The organism is Kribbella flavida DSM 17836 (assembly GCF_000024345.1).
Classification (GTDB): Bacteria; Actinomycetota; Actinomycetes; order Propionibacteriales; family Kribbellaceae; genus Kribbella; species Kribbella flavida.
The window spans coordinates 3,016,824-3,038,685 of record NC_013729.1 but is presented as its reverse complement, the minus strand read 5'-3'; the positions used below and the strand labels follow the sequence as shown (position 1 = coordinate 3,038,685).

Sequence of the window (21,862 nt, the reverse complement as noted above, 5' to 3'; positions counted from 1 at the left end):
CTCCATCGCCTCCTGTGTGCCGACTTCTTCCCCTGGTCAGTGGCCCGGTGGGTGGGCGCCAGGTGGGGGTCGAGGTCCACCTCGGCGCCCGGCCCACCGGGACCACCGGTAACCGATGCGGCCGCAACTCCGCACCGGAGCCGAGCAGTTGTGCCGATCGCCCCGGGCCGGCCTCCCGACGACGCCGGGTCCGAGGCAATCGAACATCTGTTCGAACACTGAAAGCGTAGCGCCGTCGGTCGGCAACCGTCAACGGGCCGTAATCCCCGGCGCGTCCCACCCGGCCGCTCGTCCGGCCAGACTGGTGCCACCCCTCCGCGCGCACCGGCCCGGAGGCCCCGAACGAAAGCGAGTGATCCGATGGCCCCCTCGAAACGCCGGCTGGCCGGCCTGAGCCTGCTCGCCGGGACAGCCGTCGTCGCGGCCGTGACCCTGCCGCTCTTCCAGCCGTGGCGCGTGTTCACCGACAAGGTCGTCGACGAGGCGCTGCCCGACGCCGTCAGCACCGGCCCCAGCACCGGTCCGAAGGCTGCTCCGCTTTCCATACCGACATCCTCACCGGCGCCACCGACAATTTCCGGCGGCCGCCGTACCAGCCCCACCCCTGCCCCGGCAAGCCCCAGCGCGTCCGGGCCGGTCGTCCTCAGCCGCGGCAGCCTGATCACCCACGAGCACGACACCTCCGGCACGGTCTCGATCGTCCGGCTCGCGGACGGCTCGCGCATCCTGCGCCTGGAGGACCTCGACACCTCCGACGGGCCCGACCTGAAGGTCTGGCTGAGCGACGCCCCGGTCCTGCCGGGCAGGGCGGGCTGGCACGTGTTCGACGACGGCAGCTACCACAACCTCGGCAAGCTCAAGGGCAACCGCGGCCGGCAGAACTACGTCATCCCCGCCGAGCTCGACCTGTCCGGTTTCCGCAGCGTCTCGATCTGGTGCGACCGGTTCAACGTCTCGTTCGGCGCCGCGCAACTCGCCGCGACCTGAGCCGCCGACAACGGATGTGCTCCCGCCGACGCCCGCAACTAGGGTCGTTGCCATGACGACGTTCATCTCGGCGCGCGAGCTCGGCGACAACTTCCATGCCGAGGTGATCCGGCCGCTGCTCGGCGACCGCCCGTACGCCGCAGGCCTGCTCGGCTGGGGATCCGATGTCCTCGGCTACGACACGGCCCGGTCGACGGACCACGGCTGGGGGCCCAGGTTGCACGTGTTCGTCGACGCAGGCGAAGTCGAGCGGGTCACCGCGCTGATCGACGAGAACCTGCCCGACGAGTACCGCGGGTATCCCGTCAGGTTCGGCTGGGACACCCAGCACCCCGTGCACCACGTCACCGTGAGCACGGTCGCCGGGTGGCTCGTCGACCACCTCGGCTTCGACGCGAGCGCCGGAATCAGTACGCCGGACTGGCTGATCACGCCGCAGCAGAAACTGCTCGGCGTCGTCGCCGGCCGCGTGTACGCCGACGACGGCCGGCTGCAGCCGATCCGCGATGCCCTTCAGTGGTACCCGGACGACGTGTGGCTCTGGATGCTCGCCTGCCAGTGGTCGCGGATCGCGCAGGAGGAGCCGTTCGTCCAGCGCACCCACGAGGTCGGCGACGACCTGGGGTCCCGGGTGCTCGCGGCTCGACTGGTGCGCGACGCGATGCGGCTGGCGTTGCTGTTGCGCCGCACCTACGCGCCGTACTCGAAATGGCTCGGTACGGCGTTCGCGCGGCTCGGGCACGAGGACGGGCTCGACGAGGTCCTGGCTGACGCGCTGGCGGCGGACGACCTGCCGGATCGCGAGCGAGCGCTGGTCACGGCGTACGGGCTGCTGGCGCGGCGGCACAACGCGCTGGGGATCACCGACGAGGTGGACCCGGCGCCGCGGCAGTTCCACGACCGGCCGGCGACGGTCCTCGGGGCCGAGCGGTTCGCCGAGGCGTGCGTCGGACGGGTGCGGGATCCGCGGCTGCGTGGCCTGGAGCTGGTCGGGTCGATCGATCAATGTGCCGACAGCACCGATCTGCTGAGCAATCCAGTCGCCTACCGACGGCTGGTCACCCTGTACGACGGGCGGCCGTGACCGGGCTGCCCAGGCACGAAGCGATGTCAGGACAACGAGAAGGCAAGGAATCCAGAGCGTGAGTAGTCATCCCAACGTGCAGCGCGTGGCCGACGCGTTGCGGGCGGCCGGTGCGACCGGCGAGATCCGGATCCTCGACGAGGCGGCGCCCACCGCGGCGGCCGCGGCGGCGCAGCTCGGCTGCGAGGTCGGGGCGATCGCCAACAGCCTGATCTTCGACGGCGACGGCGAGCCGGTGCTGATCCTGACCTCCGGCGCCCACCGGGTCGACACCGGGAAGATCGCCGCCGAGCTCGGCCTCACCAAGCTCAAGCGGGCCACGCCGGAGTTCGTGAAGCAGCACACCGGCCAGCCCATCGGCGGGGTCGCCCCAGTAGGCCACCCCGCACCCGTCCGCACGCTGGTCGACACCACCCTCGACCAGTACGCCGTGGTCTGGGCAGCAGCCGGCATCCCGCACTCGGTCTTCCCCACCACCTACCAGGAACTCCTCCACCTCACCAACGGCATCCCGGTCGCCGTCAACTGATTCCGGACGCGGCAGCCGGAATCCGGTCCCGGAGGTAGCTACGGGTGAGCTCCGCACGCCGCAGACGCCAGCGCAGCGAGCGCCGGCCCGCGGGGATGCGGTAGCGCCGATCACCGCAGTGTTGTGGTGATGGAGACGACGAAGCCGTCCAGCAGGCGCTGGACGGCTTCGTCGGTCATTCGCTCGAACTCCGGAAGGTCAGAACGCCGGGCGGAGGTCTACGTCGGCGGCGCGGACGTAGGCCAGCCGGTGGCCGAACCAAATCTGGTAGTAGCGGTCGTTGCCGAGGACCTGGACGTGGTCGGTGGGCGGCTGGCCGTCGAAGGTGGTGGCTCGGTAGTAGTCGGTCTCGATGCTCGCGTCACCCACCGGGTACGCCTGGCCGGCCTTGATCGAGTACTGCAGCGGGGTCACCGGCTGGTACGGAATGCCCGCCGGGTACGCCGCCTGCTCCGGGTACGCGCGGCCGTAGACCGGGACCGTGGTCTTGCCGGGCTTCGGCTTCACCACGAGGCCGGGCTTCGCGAAGGCGTCGGGGTTCGAGGCGGGACTCTTGAACCAGGCCAGGTCGCCGAGGTACCAGACCGCCACCCAGTCACCCGAGCGCTGCGCCACGACGTACCGCGAGCCGGCGCCCGCACGGGCCCCGATGTCCGACACCTGCGTGGTGGACGCCGGCGCGTTGGGCCGCAGCCCGATGTCCTTCACCAGCGGGGCGGCGTCGTCCGGCGCCTGGCGCAGGTAGACGAAGTTCGTGCCCTGCGGCGTGCAGGTGGTGCCGGGACCGGTGCAGTTGGTGAGCACCTGGACGTTGTCGTCGAAACCGGGCTTGATCGTCACGATCGAGCCGGCCTTCACCGGGAACACGCTGCGCCCGTAGATCGGCGCCTCGAGCAGCTCGAAGTAGCGCTCCCAGTCCCAGTACGGTCCCGGGTCCCAGTGCATGCCGGCCACCGTGGTCGGCAGCGTGCCCGGGATCTCGTCGTGACCGATGATGTGCGCGCGGTCCAGCGGGATGTCGTGCTTCTCCGCCAGGTAGCGCACCAGCCGCGCCGAGTTGCGGTAGAGCGCCTCGGTGTACCAGGTTGCGCCCTGCGCGGCGTAGCCCTCGTGCTCGATGCCGATGCTGTGCATGTTCATGTACCAGTTGCCGGCATGCCAGGCGACGTCCTTGGCCTTCACGTGCTGCCAGATCTGTCCGTCGGACGAGCGCATCGTGTACTGCCAGCTCACGTACGTCGGGTCCTGCACCAGGCGTAGCGTGCCCTGCCAGCTGGTCTCCGTGTCGTGCACGATGATGTAGTTGATCTTGCCGGTCTCCGGCCGGTTCGCCTTGTCGTGGTTGCCGTAGTCACCGTTGCCGAGGTCCTGGTACGGCGAGGGCAGCCACTCGCAGGCCAGCGAGCGCGGGCACTCCGCCTCGGACTTCGCGGGACGCGCCGGGCCGCCCTTCAGCTTCAGCCGGGTCAGCTGGTCGCGCAGCGGGGACACCTTCACCGCCGGCATGCTCACCTGCTGCCCGGTGTTCGTCGTCCGGCTCGCACCGGCGGCCAGGATCGCGTAGACGTCGTCGGCGAAGGTCGCGGCGCCGACCTGGTCCGGCGAACCGGAGTACGACGCGATGGCGCCGTACCAGTCGGCGGGCGAGGTGTCGGCGCCGACGGGCAGCCCCAGCGACTTCTGGTACGACGCGAGCAGCGCGGCGCCACCGGCGATGTTCGTCGCCGGGTCCTTGCGCAGGGCGACCGGGTCCAGGCCGGTCAGGTCGGAGGCGGTGTACAGCGTGCGCAGCGAGTCGGCCTTGGCGAGCTTCTGCCCGGCCGAGCGCTCCACCAGCGCAGTGGGCTCGACGCCGGTCAGGTGCATCGGCCCGTAGCCGCCCGACGTGCTCGAGGCACCCCCATGGTCGTCCCAGCGCGTCTGCGCGTAGGACACGGCCAGCAGCACCGACTCCGGTACGCCGTACTGTTGTGCGGCGGACTGGAACGCGGCGGCGAGGCCAGGGCTGGGGACGGACGCGACAGCGGGCGGTGGACCGCCGGACGACACGCCGGTCAAGGCCATGGGCAGCGCTACCACTGCCAGTGCGGCGAGAATCTTCGGACGACGACGCATGTTCGTATCTCCCTGATCTGGGGTGTGGCGGTCACACAGACCGGCAGCCCGTTCACTCTCGGTCGGGGCCGAGCGGATGTCAACGGTTAACTAAGATTCGGGCCTCACGGTTCGATAGTGACCGACAGTGGTCGCTCGGGGCGGCGGCAGAGGGGTACAGGAGCAGCATGGAAGCGTTGCCGTTGGCGTTCACCACCGGCTGGGCGAGCGGGATCAACGCGTACGCCTGCGTGCTGGTGCTCGGACTGCTCGGCCGGTTCGCCGACGTCGACGACGTGCCCACCGCACTGACCGGGAACGGCGTGCTGATCGCCGCCGGCGCCCTGTTCGCGGTCGAGTTCGTCGCGGACAAGATCCCCTACGTCGACTCGGCCTGGGACACCGTCTCCACGCTGATCCGGCCGACCGTCGGGGCGGTGATCGGCGCGCTGATGGCCGGCGACGCGAGCAACCTGCAGCAGGCGGTCGCCGCCACCACCGGCGGCCTGGTCGCGCTGCTCTCGCACCTGATCAAGTCGAGCCTGCGGCTGGCGATCAACACCTCCCCCGAGCCGGTGACCAACATCGCCGCCTCGTCCGGCGAGGACGTCGCCGTGCTCGGCGTGGTGTCGCTGGCCGCGTTCCACCCGACCGCCGCCCTGATCGTGGCCTGCGTGCTGCTGGTGATCGGGCTGATCGGCGTCTACCTCGCGCTGCGCGCGATCCGGCGCGGCCTGGTCAGGTTCCGGGCCTGGCGGACGGGACGAAGCAATCCAGCGACTGGGAGCAGCACCCTCTGATGGCCCGCGTGATCGTCATCGGGGCCGGCCTCGCCGGTCTCGCCGCCGCCGTACGACTGGCCAAGCTCGGCCACCAGGTCACCGTTTGCGAGGCCGAGGACCGCCTCGGCGGCGCGCTGGGCCGGGTCGAGGCCGACGGCTTCAGCTGGGACGCCGGCGCCGCCAGTACGACGCTGCCGGCCGCGCTGCGCGACTTGTTCCGCAAGTCCGGCCGGCCGATCGAGAGCCTGGTCCAGCTGGATCCGGTCACCACGCCGCGGCGGCACCTGTTCGGCGACGGCTCCGTGCTCGACCTGCCGATCGGCGACCGCTCGGCGCAACTCGAGGCGTGGACCGACTTGGCCGGCGAGAGATCCGCCCAGCGCTGGACCGAACTGGTCGACAGCTACGGCGAGACCTGGCAGATCCTGCGCAAGACCTCGCTGGAGCCGCCGCTGATGGACCGGCTGCCGCTCCCCGCGATCCGCGCGCTCAAGCCGTGGCAGTCGCTCGAGAAGGTCGCCGCGCGCCGGCTCGACGACGACCGGACGCGGGCCGTCCTGCACTACTACGCCGTCCAGCAGGGCTCCGAGGCCCGGCTGACGCCCGGCTACGTCGGCGTCTGGTCCTACCTCGAACGCACCTTCGGCCGCTGGACCGTCGCCGGCGGCTTCGGCGCGGTCGCGGACGCCCTGGCCCAGCGCGCGGTCGAGCGCAAGATCGACGTCCGCACCGGCACCGAGGTGGCGTCGGTCGCCACCCGGGACGGCGCGGTCGCCGGGGTCCGGCTGGTCGACGGAACCGAGCTGCCGGCCGAAGTCGTGGTGAGCGACGTCGATCCCCGGGTGCTCTACACCCAGCTCGTCACCGACCCGGCGGCCAAGAAGGTCCGCAAGCAGGTCGAGCGCACGCACCAGGCCCAGGCGGCGTACGTCGTCCATCTCGGGCTGCGGGAGCCGCTGCCGGAGCTGCCCTTCGAGACCGTGCTGCACGGGGCGCCGACGGTCACCGTCCGCACCGGTGGGCAGGCGCCGGCAGGTCACCAGGCCTGGTCGGTGCTGGTGCACGGCTACCCCACCGACGACGTGATCGACCTGCTGGTCGCCCGCGGGCTGCACATCCGGGACAAGGTCGTCTCCCGCCAGACGTCCGCGTCGTGGTGGGCCGGCGTCGCCTGGGAGGGGTACCGGACGGCCCGTCGCCGGGCCGCGAACACCTCACCGGTCAAAGGCCTGTACTGCGTCGGCGCGGGCGCGCATCCCGGCGGCGGGGTGCCCGCGACGACGCTCGGCGCGGCCGTCGTGGCCGACGCCGTCGGCAAGGCCTGAAGCTCGCGGTGGGACCGGCCTGGGGTCGGCCGCAAGCGCGCACTAAGATTGATCGTTCATGTGTTCCGTGTCGGGGGAAGTGTCCCCGGCAGTAGAGAGGACCCCGGTGGACCAAACCCCCACGTCACCCGATCCCGAGACGGTCGAGCGGGCTGAGCTGGAGGCCGAGCAGCAGCATGTCGACCGGGTCTACGACCGGGTCGCGGAGGCCGCCCGGTCCGCGTCCAGGATCGCGGTCGAGGGGCACCAGCGTGCCCAGGCGCAGAACGTCGGCCGGGTCCGCGAGGAGGAGCAGACCGGGCTGTACGAGCGCGACGTGCTCGTCTTCGCCGCCGCCCGGCGGATCGCGGAGCTGGACGCCGAGCACGAGGGCCTGGTGTTCGGCCGGCTCGACTCCGACGGCGGCGACGACCGGCCCGCGGCCGAGCGGGCCGGCGACCTGGACAAGCTGTACGTCGGCCGGATCGGCGTCCGCGACGCGGAGTACGAGCCGCTGGTGATCGACTGGCGGGCGCCTGCCGCCGAGCCGTTCTACCGGGCCACCTCGACCGACCGGCTGGGCGTCGTCCGACGCCGGGTGCTGCGCAACAAGGGCGCCCGGATCATCGGCATCGAGGACGACCTGCTGGCGCCGGAGCGCGCGCCGGAGGACCTGCCGGTGATGGGCGAGGGCGCGCTGATGGCGTCGCTGTCACGGGCCCGGGGCCACACGATGCGCGACATCGTCGCCACCATCCAGGCCGAGCAGGACAAGGCGATCCGGGCCCCCGCCCGCGGCGTCACCGTGATCGGCGGCGGTCCCGGCACCGGCAAGACGGTCGTGGCGCTGCACCGCGCGGCGTACCTGCTCTACAGCGACCGGCGGCGGTTCGAGCGCGGCGGGGTGCTGGTGGTCGGCCCGTCGGCCGCGTTCATGGCCTACATCGAGCGGGTGCTGCCCAGCCTCGGCGAGAACACGGTCTCCCTGCGCGCGGTGGGCGAACTGGTCGACGGCGTCCGGGCGACCGCGATCGACGAGGCCGACGTCGCCGCGATCAAGGGCTCGCTGCGGATGCGCGGCGTGCTGTCCCGCGCCGCGCGCGACCGGGTGCCCGGCGCGCCGACCAGCTTGCGGGTGTTCGTCGGCGGCGCCACGGTCGAACTCGACGCGAACCAGCTCGACAACGTCCGCCGCAACGCGCTGCGTCGGACGCCGCGCAACCGTGCCGCCGCCGAAGCCCGCAAGGGGCTGGTCGCCGCGCTGTGGAGCCGCTTCCCCGAGGACCTGCGCAACGGCGTGTACGGCGATCGCGAGTCGTTCGGCGACGCGGTCACCGACCTGCCGGCGTACCGGTCGTTCTTCGCGGCGTGGTGGCCGGTGCTGACCGCGCAGGCCGTCCTGCGCTGGCTCGGCGACCCGCGCCGGCTGACCCGCTGGGCCCGGCACGACCTGACCACGGCCGAGATCGAGACGCTGGCGGCCGGCATCGCCGGCACCGACGAGCTCACCGTCGCCGACGTCGCGCTGCTCGACGAGCTGACCACCCTGCTCGGCCGGCCGCCGGTCGTGGAGGCCGGCAAGGACGAGGAGTTCGACTGGCTGGAAGGGCTGTCGGACGGCGTCAACGAGGTGCTCACCACGTCGGAGCGGCGGGCCCGGGCGGCGGCCGCGGCGGACGCGGACGAGCCGGAGGAGTACGCGCACGTGCTCGTCGACGAGGCGCAGGACCTCTCCCCCATGCAGTGGCGGATGGTCACCCGGCGCGGACCGCAGGCCAGCTGGACGATCGTCGGCGACCCGGCGCAGAGCTCCTGGCCGGACCCGGACGAGGCCCGGACCGCGATGGAGACGATGCTGTCGCACCTGCAGCGGCACACGTTCCGGCTGTCGACGAACTACCGGAACTCGGCGGAGATCTACGCCTTCGCCGGCGAGGTGATCCGGCAGCAGATCCCGGACGCGGACCTGCCCGACGCGGTCCGGCGGACCGGGGTCAAGCCGGAGCTCCGCGTCTTCGACGCCGGCAAGGTCGCCGAGGCCGCCGGCGACGCGGCCGGGGAACTGCTCGAGCTGGTCGAGGGCACGGTCGGCGTCATCGTGCCGCCGAAGCTGCGGCCGGGCGTCGACGCGGTGCTCGCCGAGCTGGACAACCCCCGCATCGCTGCGCTGACCCCGCTGGAGTCCAAGGGCCTGGAGTACGACGCCGTCGTGGTGGTCGAGCCGGACCGGATCGTCAGCGACACCCTCGGCGGCGTGCGGGCGCTGTACGTCGTACTGACGCGGGCGACGCAGCGCATGATCACCATCAACAGCTCGACCCACTGGCTCCCGCCGCACGGGTCCGATGGCGGGCCCTAGCCGCGCGGCACGACGTAGGAGACCAGGTCGCAGTCGTCGGCGGCCAGGTCGGACCAGCGGGTGGTGTGGTGCAGGACGGTGAGCCCGCTGGTCGGATACTTGCGGGTGAGCTCGACGCGGTTCGGGCTGGTGCCGTCGAGGGCCAGCTCATCGGCGAGCCACGGGACGCCCGGGGCGTGGCCGATCAGGATCACCGTGCGGGCCTCGGCCGGGGCTTCCTGAATCACGTCGAGCAGGCCGTCGGTGCCGGCGCTGTAGATCCGCCGGTCGTACCAGATGTCGGTGGCGATGGCGCCCGCCTCCGCGGCGTACTGCCAGGTCTCCCGGGTGCGGACCGACGGAGAGCACAGCACCAGGTCGGCCTCGATGCCCTCGGCAACCAAGTACCGGCCGGCCGCGGCGGCGTCGGCCCGGCCCCGCTCGGCCAGCGGACGGTCCAGGTCCGTCATCGACTCCGGCGGCACGGCCTTCGCGTGCCGCAACAGGACGAGGGTGCGGTCGATCACCAGATCAGACGGGTCAGCCATCACGTCACCCTAGCCGTCACACCACTCCGCACGCAGCCCCCACCGCCCGCCGTTCCGAGCGCGGCAGAGGTCGAGCCGGGCGGCCGGCTAGACCGTGGTGCCTTGCAGGTTCAGGTAGACCTGGCGGGTGGCGGTGGAGCGGTTGAGGGTGATGAAGTGGATGCCGGGAGCGCCGCCGGCCAGCAGTTGGTCGCAGAGCTCGCTGGCGATCTCGATCCCCACCGCCCGGACCGCCGCCGGGTCGTGCTCGACGGCGTGCAGGCGGTCGGTGACCGCGGTGGGCAGCGCCATGCCGGTGAGCTCGGCCATCCGGTGGATCTGCTTGATGTTCGTCACCGGCATGATGCCGGGCAGGATCGGGATGTCGCAGCCGAGCGCCGCGGCACGGTCGACCAGCTGGAAGTAGTCGTCGGCGCCGAAGAACATCTGGGTGATCGCGTAGTCCGCGCCGGCCTTCGCCTTCGCTGCCAGCACCCGGGCGTCGAAGTCGAGGTCACTCGCCTCGGGATGCTTGTCCGGGAACGCCGCGACGCCGACGCAGAAGTCGCCGAGCGAACGGACCAGCTCGACCAGCTCGACCGCGTGGTTCAGGCCGTCCGGGTGCGCGACCCACGGCTGGCGCGGACCGCCCGGCGGGTCGCCGCGCAGGGCCAGCACGTTGCGGACCCCGGCGCCGGCGTACGCGCCGATCACCGAGCGCAGCTCGTCGCGCGAGTGGGCGACGCAGGTGAGGTGGCCGAGCGGCGTCAGCGAGGTGTCCTGGGCGACCCGCTCGGTGACCCGGATGGTGCCGTCGCGGGTGGTGCCGCCGGCGCCGTACGTGATCGAGACGAAGGTCGGCCGGAGCTGCTCGATCTCGCGGATCGACCGCCACAGCACCTCCTCGGCCTCCGGCGTCTTCGGCGGGAAGAACTCGAACGAGAAGGAGCGGTCACCCGTCGCGAGCAGTTCACGGATCGTCGGCGTGCTGCCGGGACGCGTCGAAGCAAGACCGTTGACCATCCCCCCAGGCTACCGGGGCATGGGCTCGCGCGGGTCGACCGACTACCCTCCGAGACGTGCATGCCGACGACGCAGACATCCCGACCGAGGTCCAGCGCGCGCTGACCGAGTTCCTCGATCTCCAGCAGCAGCGGCTGGCCGAGATAGGCCCAGAGCTGGCCGAGCAGGTGCAGGCCGCGCGGGACGCGACCAGCGGTGGCAAGCGGCTGCGGCCGTCCTTCTGCTACTGGGGTTTCCGCGCCGCCGGGGGCGACCCCGAGCGGCCGATCCTGACCGCCGCGGCGAGCCTGGAGATGCTGCACGTCAGCGCACTGGTGCACGACGACGTGATGGACTCCTCCGACGTACGCCGGGGCGCGCCGGCCGCGCACAAGCGGTTCGAGGCGTTGCAGCGGGCCCGGACGGAGGCGAGCGGCACCGGCGGCGACCCGGTCGGCTTCGGTATCGGCGCGGCGATCCTGCTCGGCGACCTGTGCCTGATCTGGGCCGACGAGATGATGCACACCTCCGGCTTCGACGCGGCAGCGCTGGCCCGGGCGTCCAAGTTCTTCGACGCGGTCCGGGTCGAGGTGACGGCCGGTCAGTACCTCGACCTGGTCGCGCAGGCCAGCGGCGAGGCGGACATGGACCGGGCGCTGCGGGTGCTGCGGTACAAGTCGGCCACCTACACGGTCGAGCGGCCGTTGCACATCGGCGCCGCGCTCGGCGGAGGCGACCAGTACCTGATCGACGCGCTGTCGGCGTACGGGCTGCCGCTGGGTGAGGCGTTCCAGCTGCGCGACGACCTGCTCGGCGTGTTCGGCGACCCGGGCGTCACCGGCAAGCCGGCCGGCGACGACCTGCGCGAAGGCAAGCGCACGGTCCTGGTCGCCTACGCCGCCGAGCACATGTCGCCGGTCCAGCTGACGGAGTTCGACCGGCTGTTCGGCCGGGCGGAGCTGGACGACGACGAGATCCAGCTGCTGCGCGAGATCCTGCAGGACAGCCGCGCGGTGCAGGCCTGCGAGGACCTGATCAGCGAGCGGACCGAGGACGCGCTCCAGGCGCTGGACCGCTCCCCGATCGAGGACGAGGCGTCCCGCAAGGCGCTGGCCGACCTGGCGATCGCGGCGACCTCCCGGCAGCTCTGATCCCGGGCCAGCGAAGTCGACTCGGGCACCACTGAAGGCGGAGCCGGACCTGCACCACTCATCAACCCGCCGCGTGGGGCAGAACGCGCAGTCCTGGCCGCCTGACCCCGCCAGGCCACGCCTGCGCGGGCGGGGTTGCTGAGTGGTGCAGGTCCGGCCGGCTACGGCTGGGCCGACGTCGCGACCATGTCGATCAGCCGCAGCAGGTCCGCGGTCACGCCGAGGTCGCCGAGCACGATGATCTTGAGCACCTCGCGGGTCTCGTCGTACGCGAGCTCGACGCGGAGCCGGCCGAGGTCGCCCTGGTTGATCGAGGCGGTCACGTAGGTGGTGAGCCGGTCGGCGCCCGCCCGGTCGAGGCCGTCGATCTGGACGATGCTCGACACCTCGGCGTGCCGAGCCAGCCCTCCGCCGGCCGGCACGGCCATCGAGGTGCCGGTGAACGCCTCCAGGTCCTCCCGGGTGATCCGGTACTGCTTGCCGATCCGGGTCGCTTTCAGCTTGCCGTCGCGCACGTAGTTGCGGATCGTCCGGACGTGCAGGCCCAACTGCTCCGCGACCTGCTCCACCGAGTACAACTCCTGCCGCATCGGCCAACCCTCTCGATTCCTTATAATTCCCTATAAATTCCACAATAGGGATAAATAGGGTAATTTTGGTACATGACGTATCGATCCCTCCCGGGACAGTCCATGGTGCATGCTCGGTACCGCGAGCTGCTGGCGGACTGGCCGGTGCCCAGCGAGCAACGCCTGGTGGACACCCGCCAGGGCCCGACCTTCGTGGTCTCCAGCGGTCCGGCCGATGCGCCCCCGCTGGTCCTGCTGCACGGCTCGGCCGGGACCACGGTCGACTGGTCGGGCGACGTGCCGCGGTGGAGCGAGAGCTTCCGGGTGCACGCGATCGACGGCCTCAGCGAGCCCGGGCTGAGCGCTCCACCCCGACCGGCGATCGGCTCCCCGGCGTACGCCGAGTGGCTGGACGACGTGCTCGAAGCGCTCGGGGTCGACCGGTTCTCGATCGTGGCGATGTCGCTGGGCGCCTGGTTCGCGCTCGACTACGCGACCCGGCGGCCCGGGCGGGTGCAGCGAATGGCCTTGCTCGCGCCGACCGGGTTCAGCCGGCAGAAGGTGCTCCGGCTGCTGCCCGCGCTGATGCTGGCGCCACTCGGTCACTGGGGTCTTCGGCGCGCGGTGACGTCGGTGATCGGTCCGGTGCCGGCGGGACTGAGCAGCAAGTACCTGGACTTCGGCCTGCTGGTGCACAAGCACTTCGTCGCGCGGCGGGTGAAGCTGCCGGTGTTCACCGACGAGCAGTTGGCCGGGCTGGACCTGCTCGCGATAGTCGGCAGCGAGGACCGCATGCTCGACTCGGCCACGACCGCACGGCGACTGCCCGGACGGTCCGTGGTGATTCCGGGCGCCGGGCACCTGCTGCCGCTGCAGACCGAGCGGGTGCTGGACTTCCTCCGGGGGCCGCGATGACCATTGACGTGGCGGAGACTGCGATCACCGACGTGCAGAGCGCGATCGACCTGATCGGCAACGCGTCGTACTGGCACCGGGCGGAGTGGGTCGCGCTCACGGTCGAGCAGTTGCCGGCCGGGTTCTTCGAGCTGAGCACGGGCGTGGCCGGGGAGATCGTGCAGAAGTTCGCGCAGTACGGGATGGGGCTCGCGGTGGTCGGCGACGTGTCGGCGTACGAGGCGGCGAGCACGCCGTTCCGCGACTGGGTGCGGGAGAGCAACCGGGGCCGGCAGCTGTGGTTCGTGCCGGACCTGGACACCTTGCGGCGACTCCACGGGTAGGTGCGAGGGCTAGATTGCGGGTATGGCCGAAGCAGTCAGCGCGGACGCACCGGCACTCCCCCGGCCCAGGCTCCTGCGCCAGGACTGGCTCGACCTGTCGTTCCTGCACTGGGCGGTGGAGCCGTCGGCCATCGCCCACCACTTTCCGCCGGGCACGGCGCCGGACAGCTTCGAGGGGCTCAGCTATGTCGGGCTGGTCCCCTTCCGGATGGCGAACATCGGTTTCCCGCGCGGCCCGGCGCTGCTCCAGGGCTTCCTGGAGACCAACGTCCGCCTGTACTCCGTGGACGCGACCGGGCGGCGCGGTGTCGTCTTCCTCAGCCTCGACGCCGACCGCCCGGACGCCGTCGCCGCGGCGCGGTCGGTGTTCGGCCTGCCCTACCGCTGGGCCCGCATGCAGCACCAGAAGGTCGATGGCCTGCACACCTACACCACCGACCTGCGCTGGCCGCGGGTCGCCGCGTCAAGCAGCGTCACCGTGCGCCCGGGGCCGTCGCTGACCCCAGGGCCTTTCGAGCACTTCCTGACCGCTCGCTGGGGCCTCCACGTCGCCCGGGCCGGCCGCACCTGGTACCTGCCGAACGAGCATCCGGCGTGGACGCTGCAGTCCGCCGAACTGGTCGACCTGCAGGACAACGGCTTGTTCGCCTCGGTCGGACTGCCCGGGCTCAGCGCCCGTCCACCGGACCACGTGGCCTACAGCCCCGGCGTACCGGCGGTGTTCGGCCTTCCGCGCCAGGTGCCCTAGACGACCGGCAGGTCGCTGACGAGGTCGGGTACGTCGTCGGCCTCGCGGAGGACGATCCGCAGCTGGCCGGACTCGCCGGCGTCCTCGCCGAAGATCTGCAGCGCGACGTCGACCGTGTCGTGGTCGAGGTCCAACAACTGCCGCCAGCCCTCCCAGAGAACCACCTCCGGTTCGCCGGTGGACCGCTCGCCGAGAGAGTCGGCCAGGGCGTCCCAGTTGCGGCCGAACCAGCGCGGCAGGTCGAACGCGGTCGCGCAGACATCGAGGAAGCCGGTCTTGTCGTGCACCGCCGTCGTGTCGAGCAGGACGAAGCCCCAGCCGGCCGACGTCACGCTGCGACGGACCTGGTCGGCGGTTGCGGCGGAGCGCCAGCGGTAGACGCCGGGGCGCAGTCCGTCGTCCAGCAGCGCGCGCAGGTCGGTCATTCGCCGGTCCCCTCGTCCGCCGCGACCCGGCGGAACGACTCGTAGTGATCTTCGGTGTAGTAACGCTCACCGCCCTTGCCGGTCACGATCCGGCGGGCGCCGCGGTCCTTCTCGCCGGGCGTCCTCACCGTGTACTCCCGGTAGTACCCTCGCTGCTTCTGCGGCAGCAGCCGCTCGAAGTTGCCGAACACCACGCCGTCGCGGCGGTACGGGAACGGGCCGCCCTGATCGATCAGCTTCAGCGTCTCCCGCGCCTCGGCCGGCAGGTCCGCGGCGGCCACGAAGGCCAGTCCGCTGACCGGGTCCTTCGCGGGCGGGGCCGCGGACCGGGTCGACGCCTGGCCCGACGCGCCGCAGCCGAACAGGCTGGCGGCGAGCGTGATCACCAGCATCGCGACCACCACCGCCGCGACGATCCGGGCGATCTTCGGGTTGTTGATCATCGGCCCACTCCCGCCGGACGCGCGGTCATCCGGCCGCTCGCAGCCGCCGGCCGAACTCCGCGGCGGCGGCGGCCGGGTCGTCGGCCTCGGTGATCGCGCGGACCACGACCACCCGGGTCGCGCCGGCCTCGACCACCTCGTCCAGCCGCTCCAGGTCGATGCCGCCGATCGCGAACCACGGCTTCACCTGCGGCCGGCCGGCGGCGTAGGCGACGAGGTCGAGCCCGGCGGCGGTCCGGCCCGGCTTGGTCGGCGTCTCCCAGGTCGGCCCGACGCAGAAGTAGTCCGAGCCGGCCTCGGCGACCGCGGCGTTGACCTGGCTGAAGGTGTGCGTCGACCGGCCCACGATCACGTCGGGTCCGGTGATCGCCCGCGCGGCCGGCACCGGCAGGTCGCGCTGTCCCAGGTGCAGGACGTCCGCCCCGGCGGTGAAGGCGACGTCGGCCCGGTCGTTCACCGCCAGCAGCTTGCCGTGCCGCCGGCAGGCGTCGGCGAAGACCTCCAGCGCGGCGAGCTCGTCGGCGGCCTCCATCTCCTTCTGCCGGAGCTGGACGATGTCGACCCCACCGCCGAGTGCTGCGTCGAGGAACTGCTCGAGGTCGCCCTGCTTCTCCCTGGCGTCCGTGCACAGGTAGAGCCGGGCGGCGTCGAGTCGGTCGCGGAGTGGCGCGGTGTGCTCAGTCACAAGCCCAAGCCTGCCATGTGTATACCGTCGTAGGCTTGGCCGCATGGCTGAGCTGAGATCCGAGGTCGTGGTCGTCGGCGGCGGCTTGATCGGTCTGGCGACCGCTTGGCGGCTCGCTGCAGACGGTATCCAGGTGACGGTATGTGATCCGACACCCGGCAGTCAGACGTCCTCGGTCGCAGCCGGCATGCTCGCCCCGGTCACCGAAGTCGAGTACGGCGAGGACGCCCTGCTGGCGCTCAATCTCGCCGGCGTGGCCGCCTGGCCGGCCTTCGCCGAGGAGCTCGAGGCGGTCACCGGCCTCCCGGCCGGTCTGCACCGCACCGGCACGCTCTCGGTCGCGTACGACGCCGACGACGCGGCCGCCCTCCACCGGCTCGCCGACTACCAACGACGCCTGGGCCTTGAGGTCGAGCAGCTCACCGGCCGCGAGACCCGCAAACGCGAACCCTTGCTCGCTTCGGGCGTCACCGCGGGCGTGTGGGTCGCGGGCGACCACTCCGTCGACAACCGCCAGACGGTTGCCGCTCTGCTGCGCGCGGTCGAGCTGACCGGCGTACAGCTCATCCGGCAACGCGTCGTCCGCGTCCTCACCACCGGTACGACGGCTGTCGGCGTCGAGCTCGACAACGGCGACACCGTGCTCGCGCCGCACCTCGTCGCGGCCGCCGGCCCCTGGACCGCACAGCTCGACGGCATTCCCGCCGAGCTGCGACCGCCCGTGCGACCGGTCAAAGGCGAGATCCTTCGCCTGCAGGTCCCGAAGGCCTATCGCCCAGCCCTGAACCACACCGTCCGAGCGACCGCGCGCGGTTTCTCGGTCTACCTGGTCCCCCGGCCCGGCGGCGAGCTGGTGGTCGGCGCGACGACGTCCGAGCTCGGCTACGACACCCGGGTCCTGGCCGGCGGGGTGTTCGCGCTGCTGCGTGACGCCCGGATGGTGCTGCCGGTCATCGACGAGCTGGAGCTGGTCGAGACACTCGCCGGGCTCCGGCCGGCCACACCGGACAACGCGCCGGTGCTGGGGGCGTCCGGGCTCGACGGACTGGTGTGGGCGACCGGGCACTACCGCAACGGCGTACTGCTGACACCGATCACGGCGCAGGTGATCGCGGAAACCGTGCGGACCGGCGTACTGCCGGAGCTGGCGGAGCCGTTCCTGGCGAGCCGGTTCAGGTCTCACGGCGGCCGGCCGCAGGGCGCGCCGGAGGAAGTGCCTAAGGTAGTGAGGTGAGCGAGGCCATGAACGTATCCGTCAACGGCAGCACCGAGCAGCTCGACACCGGCAGCACCGTCGCCGATGTGGTCGCCCGGTGGGCCCGCAGCCCCGTCGGGGTCGCGGTCGCCGTGAACGAGGCCGTGGTCACCCGTGCGGAGTGGACCGCGACGACACTGGCCGAGGGCGACCGGGTGGAGATCCTCACCGCGGTCCAAGGGGGCTGAGGAGAAGCCATGAGCGACGACACCCTGGTGATCGCCGGGCACGAACTGACGTCCCGGCTGGTAATGGGCACCGGCGGCGCACCCAGCCTCGAAGTGCTGGAGGAGGCGCTGGTCGCGTCCGGCACTCAGCTGACCACCGTCGCGCTCCGGCGACTGGACCCGAACCAGCAGGGCTCGGTGCTCGACGTCCTGCGCAAGCACTCCATCGCCGTCCTGCCGAACACCGCCGGCTGCTTCACGGCCGGCGAAGCCGTGCTGACCGCCCGGCTGGCGCGGGAGGCGCTGGAAACCACCGTGATCAAGCTCGAGGTCGTTGCCGACGACCACACGTTGCTGCCGGACCCGGTCGAGCTGCTGGACGCCGCCGAGATCCTGGTGGCCGACGGCTTCTCGGTCCTGGCCTACACCAACGACGACCCGATCCTCGCACGCCGGCTCGAACAGGCCGGCTGCGCGGCGGTGATGCCGCTCGGCGCACCGATCGGGTCGGGACTCGGCATCCGCAACCCGCACAACATCAGCATGATCACCGAAGCCGCCGGCGTACCGGTGGTGCTGGACGCCGGGATCGGCACGGCCAGCGAGGCAGCGCTGGCGATGGAGCTCGGCTGCGACGCCGTCATGCTGGCGACGGCTGTCACCAGGGCCGAACGGCCGGCACTGATGGCCGCCGCGATGCGCGACGCGGTCACCGCTGGACGGAACGCGCGGCTGGCGGGGCGGATCCCGCGCCGGTACCACGCGGCGCAGGCGTCGTCGCCGCTGGAAGGTCGAGCCGCGTTGTAGCGTCGGGGCGCTCGTGTGCCAGGGCTGGTACGGCGGGGTGGTGGGCTAGGTGGTTGTGGACTCCCCCTCTGGTGGTTCATGGTGCCGCCGGTTGCAGCCCACCCGCCCAGTGGTGACGTAGCCCGGGCCAGCCTGTTCCCGGCCGGCACCTCCGCGCAGTACGGGTGGTCGTCGCTCAGCGGTGCTGGTGGTTTGCGGCTGGTGCGGATGTCCGCGTAAGCGGTTGTGGAGTCCCCCACCGGTCGTCCCGGTGCTGCCTGTCACAGCCCGGCCGGTGGTGGCATAGCCGTTGTACCCCGCTCCACCCTCTTCGGGGCAGGACCTCGGCGCAGTACGGGATCGGCGCTGAGCGATGCTGGGTTGGTCGCGCACTGGGGCGGGTGGTCCCGGGCATCGCGCCAACTCCGGTGGGTCAACCCATCGCATGCATGGTTGGCCCAGCAGATTCTGGCGGGCCAACCATGCATCTCATGGGTTAACCCATCGCGCTCCGGCTCGGCACACCCAACGGAGGCGGATTCCCACCCGCCGCCAGGGCAAACCCCATTAGATGCCTCCAGCATCAGTTGCCACCGGCATCTGTGCGTAAACCCCTTCCGGAGCGACGATTGTGAACCACATGCATGTAGTTCAGTCCTGAACTGTAAAGCTTACGTAACAGCCGTAACTTCGGCACCGTTGACACCTGTTGTCTCATCAGCACCACCACTTACGGTCAAAGGACGTTGACACGGGGAGATGGATGATGAGCAGCACGCACACTCAGCCGACGGAGCCCGCCCAAGACGTCCAGCCGAGCGCAGTTTCCGAGCAACACACCACCGCGCCACGGAGCCGGCGGCGTACGGTCGCGAAGGTGCTGACCGGGTTCGCGGTGCCACTGATCGCGGCCGGGCTGATCACCGCGGGCTCGCCGGGGTTCGGCCAGTACAAGGTGAAGCAGGGTGACACGCTGAGTCACATCGCCGCGCGGTACGGCACGACCGTGAAGACGCTGGTCGCGCTGAACGACCTGCCGGGCAACGGCAACGCCATCTACGCCGGTGAGACGCTGCGGCTGCCCGGAGCGCAGCCGAAGCAGGCGCCGCGGGCGACCAGCAGCCGCGGGCGGATCACCTACCTGGTGAAGTCCGGCGACACGATCGGCGGCATCGCCCGGCGGTACCACGTCACGCAGCGCTACCTGCTGGCGGTGAACGGACTGCAGCGCAGCGACCGGATCTACGTGGGCAAGCCGATCCAGGTCCCGGTGCCGGTCGCCAAACCGATTCCGAAGAAGGCCAAGAAGAAGAACAACACGTTTGCCGGGCGCATCTACTCCGACACCGTGGTGAGCGCCGCCGACCGGAACCGGGCCACGCTGAAGACCCGCAAGCTGCCCGGCCGCGGCCAGATCCGGTCGATGATCGTCAGCACTTCGAAGCGGTACGGCGTCGATCCCGAGCTCGCGCTGGCGATCTCCTGGCAGGAGTCGGGCTGGAAGCAGCGCGTCGTCTCGCCGGCGAACGCGGTCGGCGCGATGCAGGTGATCCCGTCCACCGGGCGGTTCACTTCCGGCATCGTCGGCCGCAAGCTGGACCTGCTGAACCCGCGCGACAACATCACCGCCGGGGTGGTGCTGCTGGATCATCTGACCTCCGCCGCGAAGCTCGACATCGCGATCGCCGGCTACTACCAGGGCCTCGGCGGCGTACGGCGCAACGGCATGTACGCCGACACGAAGCAGTACGTGAAGAGCGTGCTGCGGATCAAGGCCCAGCTGGAGAGCGGCTGGAACCCGGCGTAGCAGTGCGTGACCCTGGGCGGTCCCGGCGCGGCGGTGGAGCCGCGCCCGGACCGCTTATTTACACTCTCATTGCAGACAGGCTTCGAGAGGCGGCTCACCGCACGTGACGGACGACGTACACACCCAGGTTGGCGACCGCCTAGTCGGGCGAGTGCTCGACCGGCGGTACCGCGTGGGTGCGCGCGTCGCGAAGGGCGGCATGGCGACCGTCTACGAGGCCCTCGACATGCGGCTGGACCGGGTCGTCGCGCTCAAGGTGATGCACCTCGGCATGGGCGACGACGCCGAGTTCGGCCGCCGGTTCGTCGCCGAGGCGCGGGCCGCCGCGAAGCTGTCGCACCCGAACGTGGTGGCGGTCTTCGACCAGGGCGAGGACGACGGCACGCTGTTCCTGGCGATGGAGTACGTGCCCGGCCGGACGCTGCGCGACGTGATCCGCCAGCAGGCGCCGCTGTCCCCGGCCCGCGCGCTCGACCTGCTGACGCCGGTGCTGTCCGCGCTCTCCGCGGCCCACGACGCCGGCATCGTGCACCGCGACATCAAGCCCGAGAACGTGCTGATCTCCGACGAGGGAACGGTCAAGGTCGCCGACTTCGGCCTCGCCCGGGCAGTGACCACGACCGGGCAGACCGCGACCCAGGGCCTGCTGATGGGCACGGTCTCCTACCTGGCTCCCGAGCTCGTCACCGACGGCAGCGCCGACGCACGGTCCGACGTGTACTCCGCCGGCATCCTGCTCTACGAGCTGCTGACCGGCAGCAAGCCGCACACCGGCGACACCCCGATCCAGGTCGCCTACGCCCACGTGCACGCCGACGTGCCGCCGCCGTCCGCGCTCGAGCCGGGCATCCCGCCGTACGTCGACGCGCTGGTGCAGCGGGCGACCGCCCGGGACCGGGATCTGCGGCCGGCCGACGCGCGGGTGCTGAGCCGGCAGGTCCGGCGGGTGCGGAGCGCGCTGGAGGAAGGGCTCCCGGACGATCCCGACCTGACCGGCGACCTGACCGTGCCGCTGCAGGCGATGCGCGACGAGTCCGGCTACGACGACGGCTACACCCGCGGCACCGGTTACGTCGAGCACCGCCGCGACCAGTACGCCGACGAGCCGGCCTCCGCGAACGGGTACCACGACCCGGCGTACTCGAACGGGTACCACCAGCCGGCCCGGCGCAACGACACGATCGTCGTACCGTTCGAGCCGGGTGGCGCGCCACCCCCGCCGGCGACCCGGGTGACGCCGCAGCCGCCGCGCAAGGGCCGCGGGCTGATCGCGCTGATCGCCGTCCTCGCCCTGGCGATCGGTGTCGGCGCGGCCGGTTGGTACTACGGCATCCACCGCTACACGGCGACGCCGGTGCTGCTCAACCTCACCGCCACGGAAGCCTCCGCGAAGGCGGGTGAGGTCGGCCTGCGCACGACCCTGGCCAACCAGGACTTCTCCGAGACCGTGCCGCGCGGCCAGGTGATGGAGACCAGTCCGGCGCCCGGCGACCGGATCCGCAAGGACGGCGAGATCGGGCTGATCGTCTCCAAGGGACCCGAGCGCTACCGCGTTCCGCAGCTCGCCGGGCTCAACCTGGAGGCGGCCAAGCGGGCGCTGGACTCGATCAAGCTGGTCACCGGCCGGGTCACCGACAGCTACAGCGAGACGGTGCCGGCCGGCCGGGTGATCACGTTCACGCCGAAGTTCGACACGGTGATGAAGCCGGGCAACACGGTCAATCTCTGGGTCAGCCAGGGCCGCCGGCCGATCACCGTCCCGGACACCACCGGCAAGCCGGTCAAGGTAGCCAGCCGCACGCTGCGCAAGGCCGGCTTCACCGTCGAACGCACCGACGAGTACGACGAGAAGGTGCCGGCCGGCTCGGTCGTCAGCCAGACCCCGAGCAGCGGCACCCTGTTCGCCAAGGACAAGGTCAAGCTGGTCGTCTCCAAGGGCCC

General features: G+C 71.5%; 21 protein-coding genes and 1 pseudogene. 15 read left to right on the top strand and 7 right to left on the bottom strand.

The window, feature by feature from the left end:
* Positions 1-360: 360 nt before the first annotated feature.
* The 3 genes from KFLA_RS14190 to KFLA_RS14180 are packed head-to-tail and all read left to right on the top strand — an operon-like array spanning position 361 to position 2,600.
* Positions 361-987: a DM13 domain-containing protein gene (locus KFLA_RS14190; RefSeq protein WP_012920487.1), complete on the top strand. Its 627-nt coding sequence runs from the start codon at positions 361-363 to the stop codon at positions 985-987.
* A 52-nt stretch (positions 988-1,039) separates the two neighbouring features.
* Positions 1,040-2,071 carry a DUF4037 domain-containing protein gene (locus KFLA_RS14185; RefSeq protein WP_012920486.1) on the top strand — a complete coding sequence of 344 codons (1,032 nt, stop codon included), beginning with the start codon at positions 1,040-1,042 and terminating at the stop codon, positions 2,069-2,071.
* 58 nt (positions 2,072-2,129) lie between these two features.
* Entirely contained in the window at positions 2,130-2,600 is a 471-nt protein-coding gene (locus tag KFLA_RS14180; protein ID WP_012920485.1) for a YbaK/EbsC family protein, read from the top strand.
* A gap of 198 nt (positions 2,601-2,798) precedes the next feature.
* Here the strand turns inward: KFLA_RS14180 and KFLA_RS14175 are convergent, their stop codons facing one another.
* Positions 2,799-4,715: an N-acetylmuramoyl-L-alanine amidase gene (locus KFLA_RS14175; RefSeq protein ID WP_012920484.1), complete on the bottom strand. Its 1,917-nt coding sequence runs from the start codon at positions 4,713-4,715 to the stop codon at positions 2,799-2,801.
* Between the two features lie 167 nt (positions 4,716-4,882).
* On the opposite strand from KFLA_RS14175, the gene KFLA_RS14170 reads away from it, so the two are divergent.
* The 3 genes from KFLA_RS14170 (at position 4,883) to KFLA_RS14160 (ending at position 9,139) form a co-directional block, all read left to right on the top strand.
* Positions 4,883-5,494 (top strand): DUF4126 domain-containing protein, encoded by a 612-nt coding sequence (locus KFLA_RS14170; RefSeq protein ID WP_012920483.1) that lies wholly within the window; start codon positions 4,883-4,885, stop codon positions 5,492-5,494.
* Entirely contained in the window at positions 5,494-6,801 is a 1,308-nt protein-coding gene (locus KFLA_RS14165; RefSeq protein ID WP_012920482.1) for a phytoene desaturase family protein, read from the top strand. Before KFLA_RS14170 ends, KFLA_RS14165 begins: the two co-directional genes overlap by 1 nt.
* A 106-nt stretch (positions 6,802-6,907) precedes the next feature.
* A complete protein-coding gene (locus KFLA_RS14160; RefSeq protein WP_012920481.1) occupies positions 6,908-9,139 on the top strand; it encodes a HelD family protein in 2,232 nt (743 codons plus the stop codon).
* On the opposite strand, the gene KFLA_RS14155 is transcribed toward KFLA_RS14160, so the two are convergent.
* Together KFLA_RS14155 and metF are read right to left on the bottom strand one after the other, a co-directional pair.
* Positions 9,136-9,666 carry a SixA phosphatase family protein gene (locus KFLA_RS14155; protein WP_012920480.1) on the bottom strand — a complete coding sequence of 177 codons (531 nt, stop codon included), beginning with the start codon at positions 9,664-9,666 and terminating at the stop codon, positions 9,136-9,138. The two genes, KFLA_RS14160 and KFLA_RS14155, sit on opposite strands and share 4 nt — an antisense overlap.
* 87 nt (positions 9,667-9,753) lie before the next feature.
* Entirely contained in the window at positions 9,754-10,668 is a 915-nt protein-coding gene (gene metF, locus KFLA_RS14150) for a methylenetetrahydrofolate reductase [NAD(P)H] (protein ID WP_012920479.1), read from the bottom strand.
* A gap of 56 nt (positions 10,669-10,724) precedes the next feature.
* Between metF and KFLA_RS14145 the strand changes: the two genes are divergently transcribed.
* Positions 10,725-11,798 (top strand): polyprenyl synthetase family protein, encoded by a 1,074-nt coding sequence (locus tag KFLA_RS14145; protein ID WP_012920478.1) that lies wholly within the window; start codon positions 10,725-10,727, stop codon positions 11,796-11,798.
* A gap of 161 nt (positions 11,799-11,959) precedes the next feature.
* Here the strand turns inward: KFLA_RS14145 and KFLA_RS14140 are convergent, their stop codons facing one another.
* Complete coding sequence (locus KFLA_RS14140) at positions 11,960-12,388, bottom strand: helix-turn-helix domain-containing protein (RefSeq protein ID WP_012920477.1); 429 nt, start codon at positions 12,386-12,388, stop codon at positions 11,960-11,962.
* Between the two features lie 102 nt (positions 12,389-12,490).
* On the opposite strand from KFLA_RS14140, the gene KFLA_RS14135 reads away from it, so the two are divergent.
* The 3 genes from KFLA_RS14135 to KFLA_RS14125 are packed head-to-tail and all read left to right on the top strand — an operon-like array spanning position 12,491 to position 14,353.
* Positions 12,491-13,282, top strand: a complete 792-nt coding sequence (locus KFLA_RS14135; protein ID WP_012920476.1) for an alpha/beta fold hydrolase — start codon at positions 12,491-12,493, stop codon at positions 13,280-13,282.
* Positions 13,279-13,605, top strand: a complete 327-nt coding sequence (locus KFLA_RS14130; protein WP_012920475.1) for a DUF4180 domain-containing protein — start codon at positions 13,279-13,281, stop codon at positions 13,603-13,605. Before KFLA_RS14135 ends, KFLA_RS14130 begins: the two co-directional genes overlap by 4 nt.
* Before the next feature lie 22 nt (positions 13,606-13,627).
* The gene (locus tag KFLA_RS14125; RefSeq protein ID WP_012920474.1) at positions 13,628-14,353 is read left to right on the top strand and encodes a YqjF family protein; all 726 of its coding nucleotides are present in this window, start codon (positions 13,628-13,630) and stop codon (positions 14,351-14,353) included.
* Here KFLA_RS14125 and KFLA_RS14120 read toward each other — a convergent pair.
* From KFLA_RS14120 to thiE, 3 genes are read right to left on the bottom strand one after another with little or no spacing between them, the layout of a single operon-like run.
* On the bottom strand, positions 14,350-14,778 hold the full coding sequence (locus tag KFLA_RS14120; RefSeq protein WP_012920473.1) for a barstar family protein: 429 nt from the start codon (positions 14,776-14,778) through the stop codon (positions 14,350-14,352). The two genes, KFLA_RS14125 and KFLA_RS14120, sit on opposite strands and share 4 nt — an antisense overlap.
* On the bottom strand, positions 14,775-15,221 hold the full coding sequence (locus tag KFLA_RS14115) for a guanyl-specific ribonuclease (protein ID WP_012920472.1): 447 nt from the start codon (positions 15,219-15,221) through the stop codon (positions 14,775-14,777). The genes KFLA_RS14120 and KFLA_RS14115 overlap by 4 nt, the downstream gene beginning before the upstream one ends.
* A gap of 25 nt (positions 15,222-15,246) precedes the next feature.
* Positions 15,247-15,906, bottom strand: coding sequence for a thiamine phosphate synthase (gene thiE, locus KFLA_RS14110; RefSeq protein ID WP_012920471.1), 660 nt, complete (start codon positions 15,904-15,906; stop codon positions 15,247-15,249).
* A 43-nt stretch (positions 15,907-15,949) separates the two neighbouring features.
* Here thiE and thiO point away from each other — a divergent pair, with 43 nt between their 5' ends.
* The 5 genes and pseudogenes from thiO to pknB all read left to right on the top strand — a co-directional run.
* Positions 15,950-17,140 (top strand): glycine oxidase ThiO, encoded by a 1,191-nt coding sequence (thiO, locus tag KFLA_RS14105; RefSeq protein WP_012920470.1) that lies wholly within the window; start codon positions 15,950-15,952, stop codon positions 17,138-17,140.
* 8 nt (positions 17,141-17,148) lie between these two features.
* A complete protein-coding gene (gene thiS, locus KFLA_RS14100; RefSeq protein ID WP_012920469.1) occupies positions 17,149-17,349 on the top strand; it encodes a sulfur carrier protein ThiS in 201 nt (66 codons plus the stop codon).
* 9 nt (positions 17,350-17,358) lie between these two features.
* Positions 17,359-18,135, top strand: a complete 777-nt coding sequence (locus KFLA_RS14095; RefSeq protein WP_012920468.1) for a thiazole synthase — start codon at positions 17,359-17,361, stop codon at positions 18,133-18,135.
* Between the two features lie 745 nt (positions 18,136-18,880).
* Complete coding sequence (locus KFLA_RS14090) at positions 18,881-19,921, top strand: lytic transglycosylase (RefSeq protein WP_012920467.1); 1,041 nt, start codon at positions 18,881-18,883, stop codon at positions 19,919-19,921.
* A 103-nt stretch (positions 19,922-20,024) separates the two neighbouring features.
* A pseudogene (pknB, locus tag KFLA_RS14085) lies at positions 20,025-21,845 on the top strand (Stk1 family PASTA domain-containing Ser/Thr kinase); the annotation flags it as partial.
* Between the last annotated feature and the right edge of the window lie 17 nt (positions 21,846-21,862).